The sequence below is a fragment of the Collinsella sp. AF11-11 genome, from assembly GCF_003465485.1.
Classification (GTDB): Bacteria; Actinomycetota; Coriobacteriia; order Coriobacteriales; family Coriobacteriaceae; genus Collinsella.
On record NZ_QSAS01000002.1, the window covers coordinates 222,729 to 243,697 of the forward strand.

General features: G+C 60.8%; 16 protein-coding genes. 9 read left to right on the top strand and 7 right to left on the bottom strand.

Translation table 11 applies throughout. The features are described from left to right. Nucleotides 1–8: 8 nt before the first annotated feature. The 5 genes from DWV58_RS02440 to DWV58_RS02460 all read left to right on the top strand — a co-directional run bounded on the left by DWV58_RS02440 (nucleotide 9) and on the right by DWV58_RS02460 (nucleotide 4,845). Nucleotides 9–1,388, top strand: coding sequence for an aldehyde dehydrogenase (locus tag DWV58_RS02440; RefSeq protein WP_117776062.1), 1,380 nt, complete (start codon nucleotides 9–11; stop codon nucleotides 1,386–1,388). 422 nt (nucleotides 1,389–1,810) lie between these two features. Further along, nucleotides 1,811–2,137, top strand: a complete 327-nt coding sequence (locus DWV58_RS02445) for an HIRAN domain-containing protein (protein WP_117776063.1) — start codon at nucleotides 1,811–1,813, stop codon at nucleotides 2,135–2,137. An 18-nt stretch (nucleotides 2,138–2,155) separates the two neighbouring features. Then, nucleotides 2,156–2,335, top strand: coding sequence for a hypothetical protein (locus DWV58_RS02450; RefSeq protein WP_117655200.1), 180 nt, complete (start codon nucleotides 2,156–2,158; stop codon nucleotides 2,333–2,335). 66 nt (nucleotides 2,336–2,401) lie between these two features. Beyond that, the gene (locus DWV58_RS02455; RefSeq protein ID WP_233540482.1) at nucleotides 2,402–2,947 is read left to right on the top strand and encodes a metallophosphoesterase; all 546 of its coding nucleotides are present in this window, start codon (nucleotides 2,402–2,404) and stop codon (nucleotides 2,945–2,947) included. Between the two features lie 140 nt (nucleotides 2,948–3,087). Further along, nucleotides 3,088–4,845, top strand: a complete 1,758-nt coding sequence (locus tag DWV58_RS02460; RefSeq protein WP_117776064.1) for a DUF2130 domain-containing protein — start codon at nucleotides 3,088–3,090, stop codon at nucleotides 4,843–4,845. Nucleotides 4,846–4,924: 79 nt separating this feature from the next. Here the strand turns inward: DWV58_RS02460 and DWV58_RS02465 are convergent, their stop codons facing one another. The 3 genes from DWV58_RS02465 to DWV58_RS02475 all read right to left on the bottom strand — a co-directional run bounded on the left by DWV58_RS02465 (nucleotide 4,925) and on the right by DWV58_RS02475 (nucleotide 9,794). Further along, nucleotides 4,925–7,606 (bottom strand): RNA helicase, encoded by a 2,682-nt coding sequence (locus tag DWV58_RS02465; protein ID WP_117776065.1) that lies wholly within the window; start codon nucleotides 7,604–7,606, stop codon nucleotides 4,925–4,927. A gap of 309 nt (nucleotides 7,607–7,915) precedes the next feature. After that, nucleotides 7,916–8,755 (bottom strand): tRNA (guanosine(46)-N(7))-methyltransferase TrmB, encoded by an 840-nt coding sequence (locus DWV58_RS02470; protein ID WP_117776066.1) that lies wholly within the window; start codon nucleotides 8,753–8,755, stop codon nucleotides 7,916–7,918. Nucleotides 8,756–8,873: 118 nt separating this feature from the next. Next, a complete protein-coding gene (locus DWV58_RS02475; protein ID WP_158564507.1) occupies nucleotides 8,874–9,794 on the bottom strand; it encodes a hypothetical protein in 921 nt (306 codons plus the stop codon). Nucleotides 9,795–10,014: 220 nt separating this feature from the next. Here DWV58_RS02475 and DWV58_RS02480 point away from each other — a divergent pair, with 220 nt between their 5' ends. The 4 genes from DWV58_RS02480 (at nucleotide 10,015) to DWV58_RS02495 (ending at nucleotide 14,511) form a co-directional block, all read left to right on the top strand. Then, nucleotides 10,015–10,731, top strand: coding sequence for a helix-turn-helix domain-containing protein (locus tag DWV58_RS02480; RefSeq protein WP_117776068.1), 717 nt, complete (start codon nucleotides 10,015–10,017; stop codon nucleotides 10,729–10,731). Further along, entirely contained in the window at nucleotides 10,728–11,627 is a 900-nt protein-coding gene (locus tag DWV58_RS02485; protein ID WP_117776069.1) for a DUF4097 family beta strand repeat-containing protein, read from the top strand. The genes DWV58_RS02480 and DWV58_RS02485 overlap by 4 nt, the downstream gene beginning before the upstream one ends. A gap of 97 nt (nucleotides 11,628–11,724) precedes the next feature. Further along, the gene (locus tag DWV58_RS02490) at nucleotides 11,725–13,632 is read left to right on the top strand and encodes an elongator complex protein 3 (RefSeq protein ID WP_117776070.1); all 1,908 of its coding nucleotides are present in this window, start codon (nucleotides 11,725–11,727) and stop codon (nucleotides 13,630–13,632) included. Next, complete coding sequence (locus DWV58_RS02495; protein ID WP_117776071.1) at nucleotides 13,633–14,511, top strand: spermidine synthase; 879 nt, start codon at nucleotides 13,633–13,635, stop codon at nucleotides 14,509–14,511. It abuts the gene before it with no gap. Between the two features lie 27 nt (nucleotides 14,512–14,538). Here the strand turns inward: DWV58_RS02495 and DWV58_RS02500 are convergent, their stop codons facing one another. The 4 genes from DWV58_RS02500 to DWV58_RS02515 all read right to left on the bottom strand — a co-directional run bounded on the left by DWV58_RS02500 (nucleotide 14,539) and on the right by DWV58_RS02515 (nucleotide 20,961). Next, on the bottom strand, nucleotides 14,539–16,983 hold the full coding sequence (locus tag DWV58_RS02500; protein ID WP_117776072.1) for a DEAD/DEAH box helicase: 2,445 nt from the start codon (nucleotides 16,981–16,983) through the stop codon (nucleotides 14,539–14,541). Between the two features lie 116 nt (nucleotides 16,984–17,099). Next, nucleotides 17,100–18,404, bottom strand: coding sequence for an ATP-binding protein (locus DWV58_RS02505; RefSeq protein ID WP_117776073.1), 1,305 nt, complete (start codon nucleotides 18,402–18,404; stop codon nucleotides 17,100–17,102). Then, nucleotides 18,397–20,157, bottom strand: a complete 1,761-nt coding sequence (locus tag DWV58_RS02510) for a TerB N-terminal domain-containing protein (RefSeq protein ID WP_233540483.1) — start codon at nucleotides 20,155–20,157, stop codon at nucleotides 18,397–18,399. The genes DWV58_RS02505 and DWV58_RS02510 overlap by 8 nt, the downstream gene beginning before the upstream one ends. Nucleotides 20,158–20,244: 87 nt before the next feature. Then, nucleotides 20,245–20,961 (bottom strand): DUF554 domain-containing protein, encoded by a 717-nt coding sequence (locus tag DWV58_RS02515; RefSeq protein ID WP_172622415.1) that lies wholly within the window; start codon nucleotides 20,959–20,961, stop codon nucleotides 20,245–20,247. Nucleotides 20,962–20,969 lie beyond the last annotated feature (8 nt).

Consider the following 20,969-nt stretch of genomic DNA (forward strand, 5'->3'; position numbering starts at 1 on the left):
GAGGGCCCATGAACACCGAGGAAATCGCGCGCATTGTCGGCGAACAGCGCGCCTACTTTAAGACGCGCGCCACGTTTGATGTCGATGCTCGCCGTCGCGCGCTCGTGAGTTTGCGCAATGCAGTACGGGCGCACGAGACCGATATTGCCCATGCGCTCAAGACCGATTTGGGAAAGTCGCATGACGAGGCCTATATGTGTGAGATCGGCACCTCGCTTTCCGAGATTCGTCATCAGATTGCGCGTGTGGCTCGATGGAGCCGTCCGCGCCTGCGTCCGTGTGACCTCGCCAACGCCGTGAGTGTGTGCAAAACGCAAGCCGTGCCCTATGGCGTCACGCTCATTATGGCGCCCTGGAACTACCCGTTTTTGCTAACGCTCGAGCCGCTTGCCGGCGCCCTTGCCGCGGGCAATACCGTGGTCATCAAGCCGAGTGCCTATGCTCCGGCATCGAGCGCGGTGCTCAGGCAGATTTGCGAGGAAGCATTTGATCCGCGCCTGGTGACGGTCGTCGAAGGCGGGCGTGCCGAGAATGAGGCGCTGCTCGACGAGAGCTGGGACAAGATTTTCTTTACCGGTAGCGTTCCGGTCGGCAAGCTCGTCATGGAGCGCGCAAGTAAAAACCTGACGCCCGTGACGCTTGAGCTGGGCGGAAAGAGCCCCTGCATTGTGGATGCCACGGCAAACTTAAAAGTCGCGGCACGGCGCATCGCCTTTGGTAAATGGCTCAACGTGGGGCAGACCTGCGTGGCGCCCGACTACCTGCTGGTCGATACGCGCGTACACGATGAGCTGTTGGGCCTCATCAGGGAGGAGACCCGTCGCATGTTTGGCGAGCATCCGCTCGACAACGAGGATTACGGTCATATCGTCAACGCCAAGCATTTTGCGCGCGTGCGCGGGCTGATCGACCCCGACAAGGTTGTGCTGGGAGGCACGGCGCGCGAGTCGTCGCTCAAGATTGAGCCGACGATCCTAGACGGCGTGGCGCCTGAGGACGCCGTGATGCAGGAAGAGATTTTCGGTCCCATCTTGCCGGTGCTGACGTTTGAGAGCCTGGATGAGGCCGAGGCGTTTATTGCAGATCGTCCGACGCCGCTGGCCCTGTATATCTTTAGCCAGGATCGCGCAGTTCAGGAGCGCTTTGTGCGCTACGTGCCCTTTGGCGGCGGCTGCGTTAACGACACGATCATGCACTTGGCTACGAGTCATATGGGCTTCGGCGGCATGGGTGCGAGCGGTATGGGCCAGTACCATGGCCGCGAGAGCTTCGATACGTTTAGCCACAAGAAGAGCATCGTGAACAAGGCAACGTGGCTGGACGTGCCGTTCCGCTACGCCCCTTATGAGAGCTGGAAGCACAAGTTCGTGCGCATATTCGTGCATTAGAAAATGGCAGGTAATACGAACAAATGTTCCTATTACCTGCCATTTACGTTAGACTACTGCTATGGGGTACGGATGGGCCAACTCCCTTTAGAAGGGAATTGGTATGAACGTAAGCGATGTTATTTCGTTACTGGCGTTGTTAATCGCGGCTATCGAACTCGGCCTGTTTATCGGCCGAATGAAATAGCCGCCCCCGCGTAAGCGAAGACGGCCACTTCTCACGATGTAAACGTGCACTGGAGTTGGCAAGACCCGCTGCAACGGGTGCCATCCGTGCCTCTATCTTATCTGCAAGCGCTCTGTCTCGCAAGCGTTGCGGCAAATGGGCGAAAGGTGCGAGCGGGTGAAATTTTGTCCGCACGGGCCCGTAAGCTTCTCAGTAAGGTTAAGTGCCGGTTTATTCGGTCGTTAGAGGAGTTGCCATGTACGAGCCTTCACGTGTTCTTTTGTCGTTTCATATTGCAGGATTTCAGTATGCCGATGGCGCCTTGGTCTTGGGCGATCTTAAAGCGGGCGTTAAACTGACGCTGTGTGCCGAGCGCGATAACCCCCATGATCCCGAGGCGGTTGCGATCTACTACGGCAACACCAAGCTTGGGTATGTTCCGGGAAACGAGGTCGGCCCGCTGTCCTTGATGATGTATTACGGCCACGAGGACGTATTTGAGGCTCGCGTGCAACAGGTTGCTCCCGAGCGCAGCCCGTGGCATCAGGTGCGCGTTGGTCTCTATGTGGTGGATGCTCGCTAATCGGCAATGGAGGCGGTCATGTTTGATGACGATGACCTGTTCGATCTGACGGACGACCCGTTTGAGTGGGATATGCTGATCGACGATGATGAGCTGGAGCAGGACCGGAAGAAGCGGCAGGACAAGAACGCCCAGGGCGACGCTTCGAAAAAGCAAGACAAGCGCCGCCGAGGATTGTTCGGCGGGCTCTTTGGCTAACCGCCGCATCGCTGTGTCTGTATACTTAGCACGAGTTTGATGCGTTGCGAAATGAGGACAGAGACGATGATGTGGTTTACCGCCGACCTGCACCTGGGCGATACGAATATCTTGCACGACATGGATCGGCCGTTTGATTCGGTCGAGGAGATGAACCGCAAGGTCATCGATGCCATCAATGAGTGCGTGGCTGTGGACGACCGCCTCTATATCTTGGGAGACTTTACCTATCGTTTGCCCCTGGCAGAGGCGGTGCGCCTGCGCGAGCGTATCGAATGCAAGAATGTGACGCTCGTCCGTGGTAACCATGACGGCGACTGGGAAGATCCCGACGTACCGCAGATTTGGGAAGACGTGCGCGATTACCTGGAGATTGCTCCCGGCTATGCCAAGGGGCATCGTCTGGTTATGAGCCACTACCCCATGCTCAGCTGGAATGGTAAGGCGCGTGGCGCCATCATGCTACACGGGCATATCCACAGCAGAGGAGACCGCACCAACGCTCGCAACCGCGATCGCGAGCGCCCTATCTTTCGCTACGATGTCGGTCTCGATGCCAACGAGTACAAGCCCGTAAGCCGCGATCAGATTCTTAGCTTCTTTGGGTTATAGGGCGCCAGAGCCACCACAAAGGGGACAGGCACCTTTGTGGTGGCTCTGGCGCCGTTGCCATTATGACAGCGGCGCCTTTTTTGTCCGCGCGGCGCGGTAGAGTGTAGGCGGTTGAAATTTGCGTCCATCGAGGAGCTGCCATGAACGAGATCAAGTGCCCGCATTGCGGCGAAGTTTTTAAGGTCGATGCGTCCGGTTATGCGGATATCGTCAAGCAGGTGCGCGATGCCGAGTTCTCGCGCGACCTGGACGAGCGTGTGAAGGCAGTCCAGCGCGAGGGCGAGCAGGCGTTGGAGCTTGAACGCTCACGCTCGACGGCTGCTTTGCAAAGGGCAGAGTCTCAGCGCGATGCTCAGCTTGTCGAGCAGAAGAACGCCGCAGCTCAACAGCTGGCGCAAGAGCTCGCCAAGCGCGATGCGGAGCTTGCCGAGCTGCACGCCAAGCTCGAGGGCGCTGCCGCAGAGCGCGAGAGCGCAAGCCAGCGCGCGGCGGTTGAGGCCCGTGCCGACGCTCAAAAGGAGAACGCCGAGCTCCAGCGCGAAATCGACAACTTGCGTGCGCAGCTGGGGCGCAAGGATGACGAAGCCAAGCTTGCCGAGTCGGCGGCGCGCAATGCTGCTCAAAACGATGTAGCTGCACGAGATGCCCAGATTGCCGAGTTGCAGGCCAAGCTTGCCGCGGCGGACAAGGCCCAGGAGATGGCGCTTGCCGCTGCCGCGGCCGAGTCTCAGCGTGAGCTCGATGTCGCTCGCAGCGAGGCCGAGCGCGCGCTTGCTGACTATCGCGTGAAGGTGCAAGAGAAGTTTTCTGCCGCAAAGGCACAGTCCGAGCAAGAGGCCGAGGGTCTGCGTGCCCAGTTGCGCGAGCAGGAACTGATGGCAAAAATGAACCTGTCAGAGGCGGTCGCCGCGGCGGAGCGAGAGCGCGATGAGGCACGTGCCAAGCTGACGAGCGAGCTGGCGGTGCGCGATTCTCGCGAGGAGCAAGCCAAGGCGGCACACGAGCTCGAGCTTGCGCAGGCCAAGCGCGCGAGCGATGACCTGATTCGCTACAAGGATGAAGAGATTGAGCGCCTTAAGGACATGAAGGTCCGCCTGTCCACCAAGATGGTGGGCGAGTCGCTCGAGCATCACTGCGAGACCGAGTTCAACCGTCTGCGCATGACGGCGTTTCCCAACGCGTACTTCGAGAAAGATAACGATGCGTCCGAGGGTACCAAGGGCGACTTTATCTTCCGCGAGTGCGACGCGAGCGGTAACGAGGTCATTTCGATTATGTTCGAGATGAAAAACGAGAACGACGAGACCACGACCAAGCATAAAAACGAGGACTTCTTTAAGAAACTCGACCACGATCGCCGCCAAAAAGGCTGTGAGTACGCGGTGCTCTGCACGCTACTCGAGCCCGAGAGCGAGCTCTATAACGCAGGGATAGTCGACGTGAGCTATCGCTACGAGAAGATGTACGTGATTCGCCCACAGTTTTTCATTCCCATGATTACGCTTCTTCGCAACGCCGCCATGGGTTCGCTGCGCTATAAGCAGGAGCTGGCGGAGTACAAACAGCAGAATATCGACGTCACGAACTTCGAAGCCAAGATGGAAAAGTTCAAGAATGATTTCGGTCGCAACTACGAGATCGCGAGCCGCAAGTTCCAAACGGCGATTGATGAGATCGACAAGACGATTAGCCATCTGCAGAAAACCAAGGAGGCGTTGCTGTCCTCCGAGAACAATCTGCGCCTAGCCAACAAGAAAGCCGACGATCTTACCATTCGCAAGCTCACATGGGGCAACAAGACCATGAAGGCGGCGTTTGACGAGGCGCGCGGGGCTGCGCCAGAGACAAACGATGAGCCCGCCGAGGCAGATTCGTATGAGGTCGAAGATGCCGAGTAAGGCATAGCAGATAGTGCAAAAGCGGGGCCGCTGGCGATATTGCCAACGGCCCCGCTTTGTTTCGTTCCAGTATGTTCGGCTAGTCCTCGAGCAGGTCCTCGATAAAGCCGACGCGGTAGTTTTTGAAGATGACCTCGCCGCCGTCTTGCGTGGCGTCCAGATCGACATCGCCCATGATGCCAAAGTCGTGGTCGCCATCCTCGTCGGCAAAGATCTGGTGCACGTGCCATACGTGCGCGGTCTTCTCGTCGGACTCATCGATGGAGAACATCGCGGCGCTGCGGGCATCTCCGTCGGTGAGGATTTCTTCGTGCTGCTCATGGTAGGCATCGAGCGCCTTTTGCCAGCGAATCTCGCTCATGCCCCAGTCGTCGTCGAGTTCGCCCAGGTCGCGAACGTGCTCGCGGGCGGCAAGGGTCACGCGGCGGAAGAGCGCATTGCGCACCAGCAGCGTGCAGCCGCGGCGGTCCGCCACGACCTCGTCGATGCCCTGTGGCGGCGCGGCATCGAGGGCTGCCGGGTTGCCGGCGTTCTCCCACTCGTCCACCAGGCTCGAGTCGACCGAGCGCACCACAAAGCCCAGCCACGAGATAATGTCGCGCAGGCGCTCGTCGCGCTTCTCGATGGGTACGGTGCGGTCGAGAGAACGGTAAGCCTCTGCCAGGTAGCGCAGCAAAATGCCCTCGGAGCGGGCGATGCCGAGCTTTTGAATGTAGCCCTTAAAATCGCTCGCGCTTTCCAACATATCGCGCAGGACGCTCTTGGGGGAGAGCTGGTAGTCGTTTGCCCAGGGCACTTCCTGGCAGTACTTGTCAAAGGCGGCATCGAGCAGGTCCTCGAGCGGCTTTTCGTACGTGACGTCCTGAATGCGCTCCAGGCGCTCCTCGTATTCGACGCCGTCGGCCTTCATCTCGGCCATGGCGCGGTCGCGCGCGGCGCGCTCCTGTGCGCGCAATACCTGCTTGGGATCCTCGAGCGTTGCCTCGACCATCGAGATCAGATCCATGGTATAGGTCTCGCTCTCGGGATCGAGCAGCTCCAACGCGGCAAGCAAAAACGGCGAGAGCGGCTGGTCGAGCGCAAAGTCCTCGGGCAGGTCGACCGTCAGCGCGTAGTCGATGTCCGGCGCGGCATCAGCCGGAGCGTCGGGTGCGGGCGGTACCTCGGTGCGCACGACGACGCCGGAGTCGATGAGCGTGGCGAAGATCTCGTCGGCACGAACCTCGAGCTTAGCCTTTTCCTCAGGGGTCTGCAGGCTCGTCTCGATGAGGTCGTGTACGCGGGCTCGGGCATCGCCACCCTGCTCGACCACGCTAATCACCATGGAGTGCGTGATGCACAGGCGCGGCTTGAGTGTCTCGGGCTGCGTCTCGATCAGGCGCTCGAACGTCTGCTTGTTCCAGGTGACAAAGCCCTCGGGGGCCTTCTTCTTTTTAATCTTGCGGAGCTTTTTGGGGTCGTCGCCCGCCTTGGCCATAAGCTTGGCATTCTCGATCTCGTGCTCGGGTGCCTCGGCGATGACCATGCCCTCGGTATCGAAGCCCGAGCGGCCGGCACGACCGGCAATCTGATGGAACTCGCGGGCGCGCAGACGACGCATCTTATAGCCATCGAACTTGGTGAGCGCGGTGAGCACCACGGTGTGGATGGGCACGTTGATACCGACGCCGAGCGTATCGGTGCCGCAGATGACGGGCAGCAGGCCCTGCTGCGCCAAGCGCTCGACCAGCAGGCGATAGCGCGGCAACATGCCAGCATGATGCACGCCGACGCCGCATCCAAGCAGGCGCTTGAGAATCTTGCCAAAAGCCGTCGAGAAGCTCGTGCCTTTGGCAGCTTCCTTAATGGCCTCGCGCTGCTCCTTACTAGCGATGCCAAAATTGGCGAGCGACTGTGCCGTCGCAAGGGCGGCATCCTGGCTAAAGTGCACGATATAGAGCGGGGCCTCGCCGCGGCGCATGGCGAGCTCGACCGTGCCCTCGAGGGAGGTCGTCACATAGTCGTAGCTCAGCGGAACAGGACGCGGGGCATCGATGACCAAGTCGCAAGCAGCGCCGGTGTGCTCCTCGAGTGAGGCGGCGATGGCAGTGACATCGCCGAGCGTGGCGCTCATGAGCATAAACTGCGTGTGGGGCAGGGTGAGCAGCGGTACCTGCCAGGCCCAGCCGCGGTCGGGGTCGGCAAAGTAGTGGAACTCGTCCATGGCGACGCAGCCCACATCGGCATCTTCGCCCTCGCGCAGTGCGTCGTTGGCAAGGATCTCTGCCGTGCAGCAGATGACGGGCGCCTTGGTGTTGATATGCGTGTCGCCGGTGATCATACCGACGTTATCGCGGCCGAGCACCTGTACCAGATCGAAGAACTTTTCGCTGACCAGGGCCTTGATAGGGGCCGTGTAATAACAGCGCTTGCCCTGCGCCATGCCCATAAAGAGCATGCCCAGCGCGACGAGCGATTTACCCGATCCGGTCGGCGTGCCCAAAATGACGTGATCTCCGGCGGCCAGGTCCATGAGAGCCTCTTCTTGGTGATCCCACAGCTCAATGCCGCGATCGCTCGTCCATTCAAAGAAGCGCTCGAAGGCCTGGTCGGGCGTGAGCCACGGTTCGGGCTCGCTGCCGTCCTCGGGCTCCCACCAGGTGGGGGAGAGCGCACCGAGTGAGCCGAATTCGGCTTCGGTTCCCGTGCCGCCCGAGAATGAACTGGCGGCTCCGGCGCCGGAGACGGTGCTGGCGGCGATATCTGTCGTGGTCTGTGCCATGTGGTTGCTTTCTCTCGCGATTGTCCGCCAACTATTATGGCGTAGCGGCGGCGCGGGGTGCCAGCGCGAAAGAAAATGCAGGAAATGGGCGTTCTGCTCAGCCGTTTGGTGCGGCCGCGAGCTAAGTGAGTAGACTTTTTGCGATTTCGCCAGCACATGGCTTTTGCGTAAGGGATTTACCTGCGGTTTTACTTGTTCCTATGCGGGTTGTGCTTGGCTATTGCTAAAAAGTCTACTCACTTAGGCTTGAGGGTCGTTCGTCGGTGCCTATTTGCGCTTGCTCGCTGGCGACGTGACTGTCAGAAGCCCCTATGACTCCTGCGGAAGGCGCTTCTTGCCTTTGCGGGCGCGGTTTCTAAAGTTCTCGACGGCCTCTTCCATGCCCAGAGGTACATAGGTGAGCTCATCGAGGTTTTCGGGCAGGTAGCAGGCAAGGCTTTGCTCCTGCGCGCGGCCCGCCGCGAGCTGTTCATTGCTGGGCTGCGCGCCGGGTGTGGCGCAAATGCCATAGACGACGGCACCCATCTCGCGCGTGCGGCATTCGTACTCGGTCTCGGGATGCTCGGGATAGTCGCGGCGGACGTCGTCGCTTACCCAAAGCGTGTCGTAGCCGGCCGCGGCAAACTGCCCCAGGGCGTAGTCGCGCAATGGCTTACTGTCGGTTCGCAGTGTGACGGTGGCGCCGGCTGAAAAGAGCGGGCGGTAGAGCATCAGATGGTCGACATGGACGAGTCGTTTTTTGGCGTACTTGGCCTTGGGCTGCGGCGTGGGAAAGTTGATGGTTATGGCGTCGAGCTCGCCTGCGGCAAACAGCTGCGGCAACGTTGCGGCGCCTCGGGGCAGGACGAGTGCGTTGGATAGCTCCTGCTCGCAGATTTTCTGTGCGGCATAGGCGATGCAGATGGGCTCCTGGTCCATACCGATAAAGAGCGTGTCGGGCTCACGGCGAGCTTGCTCAACCAGATAGGTGCCTTTGCCGCAGCCCAGATCCAGATGAAGGCGGGTGAAGGGTGCGCCGCCGGCTGGCGCGCAGGCTTCGCACCAATTCCCGGCATAGGACTCGGGGTTCGTCTCAATCGCATCGGCGTAGCGCTCCAGGCGCTCCTCGAGCACAAAGTTCTTAGGCGTGCGAACGTGGACGGCTCCCATGAGGCTCCTTGGTCATACGTATGGAACGCATGGCTGCGCGTTCCGTCAATGGGTTGGAAAAGGGTGGGCATAGTTTGCCCGAAGGTTACGGTGCGGCTCGGCGGCGAGTCGTTGATGCCTACAGGCGCTTGAGGATTACATAGCGGTTGAGCTCGCCGCTACGGCCGTCGGCGTGGAAACGCTCGAGCTCGCGCACGGGGGCCTCGCCGCTTTTGTAGAACGTGCGGACGCCGCGCACCAGGTCGGTGATCTGCTGATCGTCAAAGTGATGGCAATAGCGGTAGGCGTGGCGGTCGTTTTGCCAGCCGATGAGGTGATCGCCGGCCTCGAACTGTGCGGAATCGTATCCCTCAAACGGCGGGGTGAGCTCGGCGCGGGCCTCGGCGCGAACGGCCTTGCGCGCCATGCGCTCGTCGTTCATAAACTCCCAAAAGCTGATAGCGATGATGCCGCCCGGGCGCGTCTGGCGCACCAGGGCGTCGAGCACGCGCACGCGGTACTCGCATGACGGCACGTGGTGCATAAAGCCAAAGCAGACCGAGATATCGGCGAGCGGGGCATCGAAAAGCACATCGGGCGTCTCGGCGGGGTTGAGCTTCATGAGGGCGTCGAGCGCATCGAGTTCCTGGAAGTGCAGGTTGGGAATGCGCAGGGCGTGGCCGTGGGCGTCTATTGCCAGATCTTGGCACGAGTCGACACCATAGAACTCAAACGGGCAGCTGGCATCTGCCGAGGGGTTTGCGCCGTCGACGCCCTTGGCGGCAAGTGCCCCGCCGGCGGCAAAGTTCTCGAATCGCATATTGCCGCAGGCAAGGTCGAAGACGCGGACGGGATGCTCGATCGTGGCCACATCGAGCTGCTCAAGCGCGATGTCCATGGTGCGCACCCAGCCGGGCCACGGGGCTTGGCGCGTATCGGAAAAGGAAGCGGAGTGCTCGCGATAGAACGTATTGTTGAGCTGGATGAGCGATGATGCGAAATCGCGGTTCACGGCGCGGAACTCCCTCCGATGGCGGTGCGGAATAAACAGTACGACCATACTACCGTTAACGCCGCAACGGGGACAACCGAGCTGTGGGTCATTGCTTTGTTTGGACACATTTCCGCAGCTCATATGTGCCCGCAACCGCCGGTTGTCAAAAATCTCACTAGAATAGGTAGCATGATTTTGGCGGTGGCGGATAGATTTTTAACTGTGCAAGGCGCCTTAAGAACAAAAACGGTCCGGCGGCACGGCTGGCAAAAGCATAGGAGGAACCATGAATGTAGAAACTGCTCAGCGGCTCGCCGACCTTCGCCGCAGCAAGGGCTTTAGCCAAGAAGGATTGGCGCGAAAGCTGGGACTGTCACGCCAAGCGGTCAGTAAATGGGAGCGCGCGGAGAGCTCGCCCGATACCGAGAACCTGATTTCGCTCGCCAAGCTCTATGGTGTGAGTCTGGATGAGCTGCTCAATCCGAGCGATGAGATCGAGGACGATATCGAGTTTGAGAACGAGGACCGCGCCCGTCAGCGCGAGGCCGAGGCGGCGGAGCGTGCCCGTACCCACGAGGCGGCGGCACGCGCTACCGAGGCGGCAACGCAGGCGAGTGATGCCGCCGCCAAGGCGGCGCAAGCGGCAAGCTGGAGTGCACAGGCCGCCAATGCCGCTACGGCGCAGGCGACGAGTGGCGGTGCGGTTGGCTCGACTCCGGTGAAGGGCCCGTTCCAGTCGTTCCCGTATTGGGCTGTGTGTTGGCTGCTGTTCTTTTTGCTGATGTTCCCGTTTGGTGCCGGCCCCTTTGCCGCGCTGATCTTCTTTACGATTCCCATCTATCACTGGGTGGCGCGTGCACTCGATGGTGATTGGGCGCGCGGGGATATTCAGGTTGGTCCGGCGCCGGTGGCAGCCAGGGCTCAGGATGCTTCCGCTGCGGCTGATACTGATGCGGCCGCTACGACCGCCGCTGAGCCGAGTGCCAAAGAAGGTGATGAATGATGAAGCTCTCGCATGAATCGAAGGTGCGCCTGGGTGTTGGTATCGGAGCGTTTGTGCTCATCATCGGACTTGTCTTTGGCACTTCGCGGCTATTGGCTCATTCCGATACTGTGCGTACGACCGGTATTCTATCTGGCAATTTGTCTGATTTTGACGATATGTTTGACGACGATGATCTCTTGGATAGCGGTAACTATTCCGCTCGGCCTCAACAACTTTCGAGCGAAACGTTTGATGCCGACGCGTTCACATCGCTTGACTTGGACGTGACGTCGGGCACGGTCGAGGTCAAACACGTCTCCGGTGGCCCGGTGCGTGTTATCGAAAGCGGCCGCGTTGCGAAGGGAACGTCTGCTTCTGATGCGGCTACCCGGAACCTTGCTGAGGTCAAGGGCTCTACGCTCAAGATCGGTCAGTTCGACTACGATGATAAGCGCGCGATTGACCGCACAATTACCATTGAGCTGCCGCGAGATGTTGCGGATAGCCTGGTGGGCATTACGGCGAATGTAGGGTCGGGCGACCTGGCGGTCGCGGACATTGTGTGCCATGATCTGGATATAACGTTGAATTCGGGAGACGTTGAGTTTACGGGCACCGTGACCGACACCCTGAATGCCAAGGTCGGTTCGGGCGACATGACGTTCGAGCTCTACCAGGCGCCCGCGAAGTCGATGGACGTGAGCGTGGGCTCGGGCGACGTGGAGATGACGGTTCCGAACTCTACGGGCTTTAAGGCGAGCCTCACCTTGGGCAGTGGCGACTTCGAGAGCGATTTCCTTCCGCTTGGCTACGATGGGGAGACTATTTTGAATCTTGAATTCGATAACGGTGACAAGTCTGCTACGTATCGATTTGAGATTGGTTCGGGCGACATGTCGTTTGATTCGGAGTGACGGGTGGTTTTAGGAGACCCGCAAACGTAGACGCGCTGTTTGATGGAGGCGCCGGAACCGTGACGGACTCCGGCGCCTTTGCCTTTACAATGGGGGCATGGAACAGATTATCTTGAACATACTCGAGGCTCTGCGCCGCGGCGAGACCGTGGACGACAAGGCGCTCGTCAAACTGATACATGCCGAGGCGCGCCGCGAGGGCGCCGACAAACGCGACCTGGCTAAGCGCCGTCTGCTGCCGTTCTACCAGCGGGTTAAACGTGAGGAGCCGGCTCGGTGGGCTGCGTGGAATGTCGATGCCGAGTTGGAGCGTCAACTGCTGCAGGTGCTGCGCATGAAGCCGCGCCGCACGGCTTCGGGCGTGGCGACCATTGCCGTCATCACCAAGCCCTGGCCGTGCTCGGGCGATTGCCTGTTTTGCCCCAACGACCTGCGCATGCCCAAGAGCTATCTGCACGCTGAACCGGCGTGCGCCCGTGCGGAGCAAAACTGCTTCGATCCGTATCTGCAGGTGAGCGCTCGCCTGACGGCGCTTTCGCAGATGGGTCATGCGACCGACAAGATTGAGCTCATCGTGCTCGGCGGCACCTGGAGCGACTATCCGCAAGGGTATCAGGCATGGTTTATGTCGGAGCTTTTCCGTGCGCTCAATGACGATGCCGTGGCCGGCGTGGCGGCCAACCCCATGCTGGCGCGTCCGGGCATCAGCCGTGCCGAGGCGGGACGCCTGCTCGATGACGCTCCTGCCGATGCCCTGCCGGCGGTGGTGGCGGAGCGTCGCGAGCGCTATCGGGCAGCGGGCATTACGACCGACGAGGTCGAGCTCGCTGCCGGCGTTGCCGACGAGCAGGGGCGTGTGGATGCTGCCGTGGGCGGCTATAACCGCGCAGTGCGTCGTCTGTACGGCCCCGGCACGCCGTGGGGCGAGGTCGCCGAGTGGCAGACGGCGACGATGGAAGAGCTTGAGCGGCAGCAGCGCATCAACGAGACAGCGAAGCATCGCGTGGTGGGGCTCGTTATCGAGACGCGCCCCGATGCCGTAACGCCGCAGGCGCTCACGCTCATCCGTCGTCTGGGCTGTACCAAGATTCAGATGGGCATCCAGAGCCTCGACCAGCATCTGCTCGATATCAACGAGCGTCGCATTTCGGTGGCGCAGATCGAGCGCGCGTTTTCGCTTGCGCGCCTGTTTGGCTTTAAGATCCATGCGCATTTTATGCTCAATTTGCTGGGCGCCACGCCCGAGGGTGACAAGCGCGACTACGAGCGCTTTATGACCGAGGGCGCCTTTATGCCCGACGAGGTCAAGGTCTACCCGTGTGCGCTCATCGAGGGTTCGCGCCTGGTGGGCTGTTACGAGCGTGGCGAGTGGCGCCCCTATACCGAGGAAGAGCTGCTCGATGTGTTGGCCGACGATATCGTGGTGACGCCGGCGTTCTGCCGCATCAGCCGCATGATTCGCGACTTTAGCTCCGACGACATTATGGTGGGCAACAAGAAGCCCAACCTGCGTCAGCTCGTTGAGAACCGCCTGGCTGCTCGGGGTGACGGTGCGACGGTGCGTGAGGTTCGCTATCGCGAGATCAGCACGGCGGGTGCCGACCTGGGCGAGTTGACCCTTGACGAAGAAGTGACGTACGAGACGCCGGTGACGCACGAGCGCTTTTTGCAGTGGGTGACGCCGCAGGGCAAGATTGCGGGCTTTTTGCGGCTGTCGCTGCCCGATCGCGCATTTGTTGCCGCGCATGCGGACGAGTTGCCGACGACGCCGGACGAGGCGATGATTCGCGAGGTGCACGTGTATGGCATGGCGGCACGCGTGGGCGACCAGGGACAGGCGGCGCAGCATCACGGGTTGGGGCGTTTGCTCGTAGAGCGTGCATGCGAGATTGCCCGGGATGCGGGTTATGCGCGTATCAACGTGATTAGCGCGATTGGCACACGCGAGTACTATCGCCATCTTGGATTTTATGACCATGGTCTCTATCTGCAAAAGGAGCTCTAGATGAACAAGCCGAGTGTTTCCGCTGGCGTTGTTGCCGGCGTTGCCCTGGGAGCCGCGGCGCTTGGTGCGGCCGCCGTCGCTGTTCGTGCTGCCTGTTTGCAGGTCGCACGTACCCGCAACGGGTTGGCACGTGTGAAGCGTGTGCACGACGAGAGCGGTGACGAGGTCCGCGTGCTCGTACAGGGCGGCGTCTACCAAAGCGCGAGCTATGTTGGCGATCGTTGGGCGGAGCCAGTCTTTGCGTACTATCGTGCATTTGACGATGTGTTTGAGGCCGAGGACGCAATGCGTGATGCTTACGGGCATGGTATCGACCGTATGCTCATGCTGGGCGGCGGCGGGTTTGCCTATCCAAAGTTTGCGCTGATGTCGCACGAGAGTTTGCGCATGGACGTCATTGAGTACGATGCCGAGATTACGCGCCTGGCGCGCCGTTGGTTCTACCTGGACGAGCTGGAGCGCGCGGTGGGTGACCGCCTGCGGGTGATTACCGCCGAGGCTCGCTCGTATCTGGGTGTGACGAGCGTGGGCCATCGTCGCTACGACGTGGTCGTGAGCGATTGCTTTGGCGGTGCCGAGCCCGTGCGCGAGCTGGCGACCGTTGAGGCGCTGCGCCTGGTGCGGGGCAGCCTGAACCCCGGGGGTATCTACGTTGCCAATATCGTGAGCGCAAACGAGGGGAGCGATGTGACGTTCCTGCGCGATTGCGTTGCCACGGCACTTGAGGTGTTCAACCGCGCTTGGGTGGCGCCTTGTGGCGATACGGAGTTCGGCGGCGAGGAGAACTACCTGCTCATCGCCAGCGACGGCGACTACGCCTTTGCCGAAGCCGTGCCCTTCGACACCGACTTCCTCGGCACCGTCCTTCACGACAAGTAAGTCTCCCCGTCCCAAAAAAGACTGGTCTTAGGCGTGGTCGCGCCAGCCGAGAACGCGCTGCTTCATACCCTCGATGTCGAGCACGCCTTCGGCAAAGCCCTTGCGCACGAGCTCTTCGGGAACAAACTCGTCGTAGCGGTCAAAGTAAGGCACCTCGCCAGGATAGACGAGCTCGATGGGATCGAAGTCCTTCTCGGCCTCGGCGGCGAGCACCTCAAAGAACGTCTCCTCATCGGCCTTCATCTTAAACTGCATAAAGTACGGGCGTGACGGATCGAGCCCGCGAAGGCCCAGCTCCGCGGCACATTTAATCTTGAGCATGCGCTCGAGCGCCAAAAAGGCGTAGCTGCCCAGCCAGGGGAAGAGCACCCAGGTATCGCCGCCCAGGTTAATGAGCGGCTTGGTTCCCGCCCCCGAAATCTCGGTCGTATGACGAGCCTGCGCCAAGCGGGCCCGTGCGTTACCCATAAGGTACGGATATGTCGCGTGCTCGTTGAGCGCCTTGCGCATGCGCTCGAGCACATGCGTGTTAATGTCGCCGGGGCAGTCGCCAAAGTAGGCCGGCACCCGGCCCTTGACCTGCGTGGCAAAGACAGTGTGGCGCTTCCAGTCCACTTCCTCGACAATCCAGCAGTGTCCGGCGATGGCGATGCGCTCACCGGGCGGGGGCGGATTAACGATCGTGCCCAGCTCGGCCGATTCGCTCCGGACGGTAAACTCCTCGTTTTCCTGGAACACGGCGTAGAACTTAAAGTTGTTGATGATGCGCTCGCCCGCGAGACCCACGATGAGCCCGCCACCTTCGGTGACCTGGATATGGTCGATCTTAATGAGGTGACGTAGCAGCACGCGGTAATCGTCTGCCGAGACACGGTGGAAATAGCTGAGCGTGAGCACGCGCTGGGCAAGTTCGGCCGGCGTGAGCTCGCCGGTGCTGGCGAGGGTCGACATAGTCTGGTGATAGAGCAGGCTGTAGGGGAGACGATCGAGCTCGGGTGGCTCGACCCACTTTTCCTCGCGATAGAGTTGTACGAGCGCGATACCCTGCAGGAGCTTCCAGGGAATGGTTTCGGGCATCATCGTGCGCGGCTCGGGCTCTTCCTCGCGCATGACAAACCACATCTCGGGCGGAAGATCGCGACGGCCCGTGCGCCCCATGCGCTGCAAAAAGGAGCTAACGGTAAACGGCGCGTCAATCTGGAAGGCGCGCTCCAGGCGGCCGATATCGATACCGAGCTCCAACGTAGAGGTGGTGACGGTTGTCTGCGTCTGCTCCTCGTCGCGCATGAGCTCCTCGGCCGTCTCGCGTAGCGATGCCGAAAGATTGCCGTGATGGATGAGAAAACGGTCGGGCTCGTGCCGGCTCTCGCAGTAGCTGCGCAGCATGGAGCACACGGCCTCTGCCTCCTCGCGCGAGTTGGCAAAGACCAGGCACTTGCGGCCGCGCGTATGCTCAAAGATATAGCCCATACCGGGGTCGACGTTGTCGGGTGCCGTGTCGGTGGGGTTGAGAAGCGCCTGCTCGGTCGCACGTGGGATGTCGACTTCGCCCTCGGGGGCCGAGGAAGTGCGACGGTCTTTGGGAGCGGCCTTGCCCCGCGCCTGCTCACGACGTTGACGGTGTTCTTCCTGTGTAAGCTGTCCGCTGTGGCACATGTCTTGTCCGGATGCGGGCAGCGCCGCGGGCGCCGCCGTCTCAATACGCTCGCAAGCAAGCACCTCGGCTTCCTGCGGACCTGTGCCTACGAATCCCCGCTGCTGTGCCTGGGGGCCCGAGTTGTAGAAGTGCTCCATGGAGATGCGCCACACGCGGCGCGGTTCTTCAAAGCGGGGGATAACGCAGTCGCGCCCCGTTCCCTGTGAGAGAAAAGCGCCCGTGCGCTCGGGGTCGCCGATGGTAGCGGAAAGGCCAATGCGTCGAGGCTGCACGCCGGCCATGCGCGAGAGTCGCTCGACAAGGCAGAGCGTCTGCCCGCCACGGTCGCCGCGCATGAGCGAGTGAACCTCGTCGATGACCACGTAGCGCAGGTCGCAAAACATGCGCGGGATCGCCATGTGCTTATGGATCAGGAGCGCCTCGAGTGATTCGGGCGTAATCTGCAAGATGCCGCTCGGTTTTTTGATGAGCTTGGCCTTGTGCGACTGCGAGACATCGCCGTGCCAGTGCCAGACAGGGATATCGGCCTCTTCGCAGAGGTCGTTGAGGCGAACGAACTGGTCGTTGATGAGTGCTTTGAGGGGGCCAATGTAGAGGGCGCCCACGCTCGCGGGCGGGTTCTCCCAAAACTCGGTCAGGATGGGAAAGAAGGCCGCCTCAGTTTTGCCAGATGCCGTGGATGCCGTCAGGAGCACATTGTCTTGCGTGTTGAAGATGGCATCTGCCGCCGCAACCTGGATGGAGTGCAGGCTCTCCCAATCGTGGGAGTAGATGAAGTCTTGGATAAACGGGGCGTAGCGGTCAAAGGCGTTCACGGGGCCTCCTCTCAAAAACGAATTTCTCAACGCTGCCGACAACGGCTTGCTGCATTACAGTCTCAACGTTTGCCCAGATAAAACCTGCCAAAATAAACCTGTCCCTTATTGGCAGGTTAGATGGTGAATTCGGCGAAGTTACGGTCGCCGCCTGCGGTATCGGTGTCGCCTGTTGCGGTTGCCGGCGCCAACGCGTCGCCGCCGACGCTTTGCAGCAGCTCGGCCACGTTGGCGTCGGGGTTTTGGCATAGGATGTCGAGCAGCTCGATAAAGTCACGAATGACTTCACGCGGCGTCAGATGCGTGTCGGCTCCCACGCGACCGAACTCGATCTTGAGGAAGTCCACCAAGTCGTTCTCGGCAAGCGTGGGCGTCCAGCCAAAGTAGCCGGCATGGATCTGCATGAGTTTTTCGATGAGCACCAGCAGCTCCTCGTAGGTGAGTGGCTGCAGGCGGATGATGGGCGCGAGCATGTCCTTAAAGTCTTCGCGCGCAAAGCGGCCCTGAGCGAGTCGGCTGCGCAGGGCCTCGTAGGAGAACACGCCGCGGCGGCGGTCCTCGATGGAGGTCGGCGTGCCGCCCATGATCATGCCCAGGTACTGCGCCTTGCCTTGGAGCGTGTCGTTGTACATGGTCAGGATCTTCTCGTAGTTGTATTGGCGCGTGATGGCGTTGGGAATCTTATACAGATTCACGAGTTCGTCGATGAGCACCAGCATGCCCTTGTAGCCGCTGCAGACCAAAAAGCGCGCAATGAGCTTAACGTAGTCGTACCAGTCGTCATCGCTGATGATGGTCGAGGAGCCCAGCTCGGCGCGTGCCTCGCTCTTGGTGCGGTATTCGCCGCGAATCCATTTGGTCACGCGGCTCATGGCCTCTTCGTCGCCCCCGGATGCGGCCATGCGATAGCGGCGGAGCATGCGGGTGAAGTCGAAGCCGTGGACCATCTCCTCGAGCGGGGCCAGTTGGGCATTGACGATCGACTCGTCGACGTCGGCACACGAGGCGACCCAGCGATCCAGAATAAGGTTGAGCGCACCGCCCTCGGGGCGCGTCTTGGTCGATATATTGCGGATGAGCTCGCGGTAGGTGGCAAGGCCCTGTCCCTGACCGCCCTGCAGGCGGCGCTCGGGCGACAGGTCGGCATCAGCGACGACGAATCCCTCGCCCATGGCGTGCGTGCGGATAGTCTGGAGCAAAAAGCTCTTGCCGGCGCCGTAACGACCGACCAGAAAGCGGAAGCTCGCGCCACCGTCGGCGATGAGACTCAGGTCGGTGAGCAGGGCGCGGATCTCGACCTCGCGCCCTACGGTGATGTAAGGAAGGCCGATGCGCGGGACCACACCGCCCTTGAGCGAGTTGAGAATGACGGCAGCGACGCGCTTGGGCACGCGAGGTGCTGCGGATGCGGTATCACTCATGGTCTAGGTATCCTCTCACGTCTGCTTCGTAGTCCTCGATAATCTGCGGCCCTGCCGCGCTAAATTCAATTACGGTGTCGCCCACCAGGTCAAAGAGCGCCTCGTTGATGGTATCGACGAGCATGTCCTCGCTCTGCTCCGATTGCACTACCGCCGATTCCGCCTGTACTGCGTTGTGCTCGAGCAGCGCGCGGAGATAGGCGTCTGCGGCGGGCGCGAGTTCGTTCGTGGCGTCAGCGGGCGCAGCAGCTGCGAACGCGGGCGTCGGTGCGAGAAGCGGTGCTACGACACCAAACTGTTCGGTGGATATGGTCGGCTCGTCGGACTCGTCCTGCCCTGCGGCCGCCGCGACCGCCTCGACCGTCGCGGCGGCCGCAGGCTCGGCTTCCGGTTGCCCTGAGTCCGCTGCCTCGGCTTCTGCGGACGCGCCGTCCTCGCGTTCCTCGTCGATCAAAAGCGCTTCGCGCGTTTGTGCGGCAGCGCTCCGAATGTGCCCCAGCTGGCTCAAATCGATATCGATCTTGACGGGCTGGTGTGCGGCGTCCCACGAAAGCCATGCCACAATCTCGTCATCGATAATCTTGGCCAGATATTTGGGGACCTTTTCTTCCTTAAGGGGATGGGCGGGGTCCAGCGCCAGGCGCAGGCGTTGGTCGCAGGCGCGCATCATTTCACCGAGCTTGCTGCTCTTTTGCCTGCTACCGTGAATCCGCATGCATTCCCAAAAACCGTTTTGGCAACGGTAGATATGGATGGGGTCCAGACGGTATTCGCAGTCCTCGTGGCGCTCGGGCGCAAAGAATACGGCCGAGGCAAACATGGTGTAGGGCATGGCCGTCTCCTCCCCAAATAAACTTGCCACGATGCCGGTCTTTCGGTGCGTGTCATAGTAGCGCGCCATGCGGACATACACGGCGCACGCCACGTGGCGCAGATCGCGGTGGTGGCTGCGGTCGAGCCGCGAGTTACTTAGGTTGTACGTGGAGAGGGCGTTGATGGCGGCCATGAGTCGCTCCTCGCGCACCTCATCGGGCGGAAGGGGGAGCGTGGGCTCGGAGGTTTTGCGACGCTTGGGTGCCGGGTCAGACGGCGTCGGTGCTGGTACAAGGTCTCGTGCCGCGCGCCGCAGCTCGATAAGGGCGTTATCGAATATGACGGTTTTAGAGTCGCGAAGCAGCTTGGGGTCGAGCCCGTGGAACACGGCGTAATCTTGCAGCCACACGCGCGCAAACCGGTCGATGCCGGGCTCGAAGGCGCGATAGACATCCCAAAAAGCCTTGATCTTGTTAAAACCATCGAGTGGATTATCTACGCCAATGCCGCAGATCAGCTCATAAAGATACAGAAAGGCAAAGGACGTAGACGTTTCCTCGACGGTTCCGCGGCGCACTTGGGCACGCCAGGTAAAGTAGCCGCGCAGCTGCCGGTCGCTCATGGCGTTGTAGGTGGGAAAGTACGACTTAAAGGTGCCGTTGTAGGGACAGTCGTCCTCAAAGTCGGCCATCAGCAGGCCCTGGCGGTAAAAAAGCTCGGCTTCCGAAAGCCAGCGGCCCGCACCGCCCTTGGGGTCATCCTGCCAGCGCGATATCTCGCGCATTTTACGGTACTGGTCGGGGAGGAAATTCTGCATCTGTCGGCCGGTTTTGAGAATCGGCTCGTCTGCGTAGGTTTCGTTTGAGAAGCGGGCGGACTGATGGGTCCGGGCCTCGGCCATGATGCGCTCGATGAGCATCTTGATGTCCTGGTCGGCCACCGCTCCTCCTCTCGAACACAGCTACGGTGACCTCATATCATAGCACAGCATCAAACAGATGTTCGAGATACCGCTGCGTTGATAGATTTAGAACAGGAGGGCGTAGATGACGGCGATGACGACGGAGGGAAGCATATTGGCCGTGCGGAAGGTCTGAGGACGGATGAGGTTGACGCCGACGCAGAAGATGAGCATGGAGCCTACGAGCGAAAGGCTGTTGAGGGCAGCTGTGGTCATGATGGGGGAGAGCGCGCCGGCAAACAACGTGATCGTCCCCTGGAACACGGCGACGGGCAGGGCGGAGAAGATGCAGCCGCGGCCAAGCGAGGCCGTCATGGTGCAGACGATGATGCAGTCCAGTGCGCCCTTGAGGGCAAGCGTTGACCAGTCGCCGAGCAGGCCGTCCTGGATCGATCCCACAATGGCCATGGCGCCGATGCACACGGTGAGTGAAGTCGAGACAAAAGCGTTGGTGAACTCGTTATCGCCCTCACTGCCAGTCTTGCGCTTGAGCCATTCGCCAAGGTTCTCGATGGCGGCCTCCAAGTTGATGGCCTCGCCGATGAGCGAACCGAGCGCAAATGAGACGATGAGCATGGTGGTACCGGTGGTCGCTAGCGCCTTTCCATCGATGATGAGCATCTTTTGCATGGTGCCGCCCAGGCCGATAAACAGGACGCACAGCCCCGATGCTTTCATGAGCGTGTCTTGGATGCGCGGTGTAATGAAGCGGCCGCCCGCTAATCCCAAAAGACCGCCCGCAACTAAAAGCGCAACGTTGATGATTGTTCCCAAGCCCGGCATGAGCCCTC

Excerpts from the sequence above, each read along its gene's own strand:
- DWV58_RS02440 (WP_117776062.1), top strand. The coding sequence starts at position 9 with ATGAACACCGAGGAAATCGCGCGCATTGTCGGCGAACAGCGCGCCTAC.
- DWV58_RS02445 (WP_117776063.1), top strand. The coding sequence starts at position 1,811 with ATGTACGAGCCTTCACGTGTTCTTTTGTCGTTTCATATTGCAGGATTT.
- DWV58_RS02450 (WP_117655200.1), top strand. The coding sequence starts at position 2,156 with ATGTTTGATGACGATGACCTGTTCGATCTGACGGACGACCCGTTTGAG.
- DWV58_RS02455 (WP_233540482.1), top strand. The coding sequence starts at position 2,402 with ATGATGTGGTTTACCGCCGACCTGCACCTGGGCGATACGAATATCTTG.
- DWV58_RS02460 (WP_117776064.1), top strand. The coding sequence starts at position 3,088 with ATGAACGAGATCAAGTGCCCGCATTGCGGCGAAGTTTTTAAGGTCGAT.
- DWV58_RS02465 (WP_117776065.1), bottom strand. The coding sequence starts at position 7,606 with ATGGCACAGACCACGACAGATATCGCCGCCAGCACCGTCTCCGGCGCC.
- DWV58_RS02470 (WP_117776066.1), bottom strand. The coding sequence starts at position 8,755 with ATGGGAGCCGTCCACGTTCGCACGCCTAAGAACTTTGTGCTCGAGGAG.
- DWV58_RS02475 (WP_158564507.1), bottom strand. The coding sequence starts at position 9,794 with ATGGTCGTACTGTTTATTCCGCACCGCCATCGGAGGGAGTTCCGCGCC.
- DWV58_RS02480 (WP_117776068.1), top strand. The coding sequence starts at position 10,015 with ATGAATGTAGAAACTGCTCAGCGGCTCGCCGACCTTCGCCGCAGCAAG.
- DWV58_RS02485 (WP_117776069.1), top strand. The coding sequence starts at position 10,728 with ATGATGAAGCTCTCGCATGAATCGAAGGTGCGCCTGGGTGTTGGTATC.
- DWV58_RS02490 (WP_117776070.1), top strand. The coding sequence starts at position 11,725 with ATGGAACAGATTATCTTGAACATACTCGAGGCTCTGCGCCGCGGCGAG.
- DWV58_RS02495 (WP_117776071.1), top strand. The coding sequence starts at position 13,633 with ATGAACAAGCCGAGTGTTTCCGCTGGCGTTGTTGCCGGCGTTGCCCTG.
- DWV58_RS02505 (WP_117776073.1), bottom strand. The coding sequence starts at position 18,404 with ATGAGTGATACCGCATCCGCAGCACCTCGCGTGCCCAAGCGCGTCGCT.
- DWV58_RS02515 (WP_172622415.1), bottom strand. The coding sequence starts at position 20,961 with ATGCCGGGCTTGGGAACAATCATCAACGTTGCGCTTTTAGTTGCGGGC.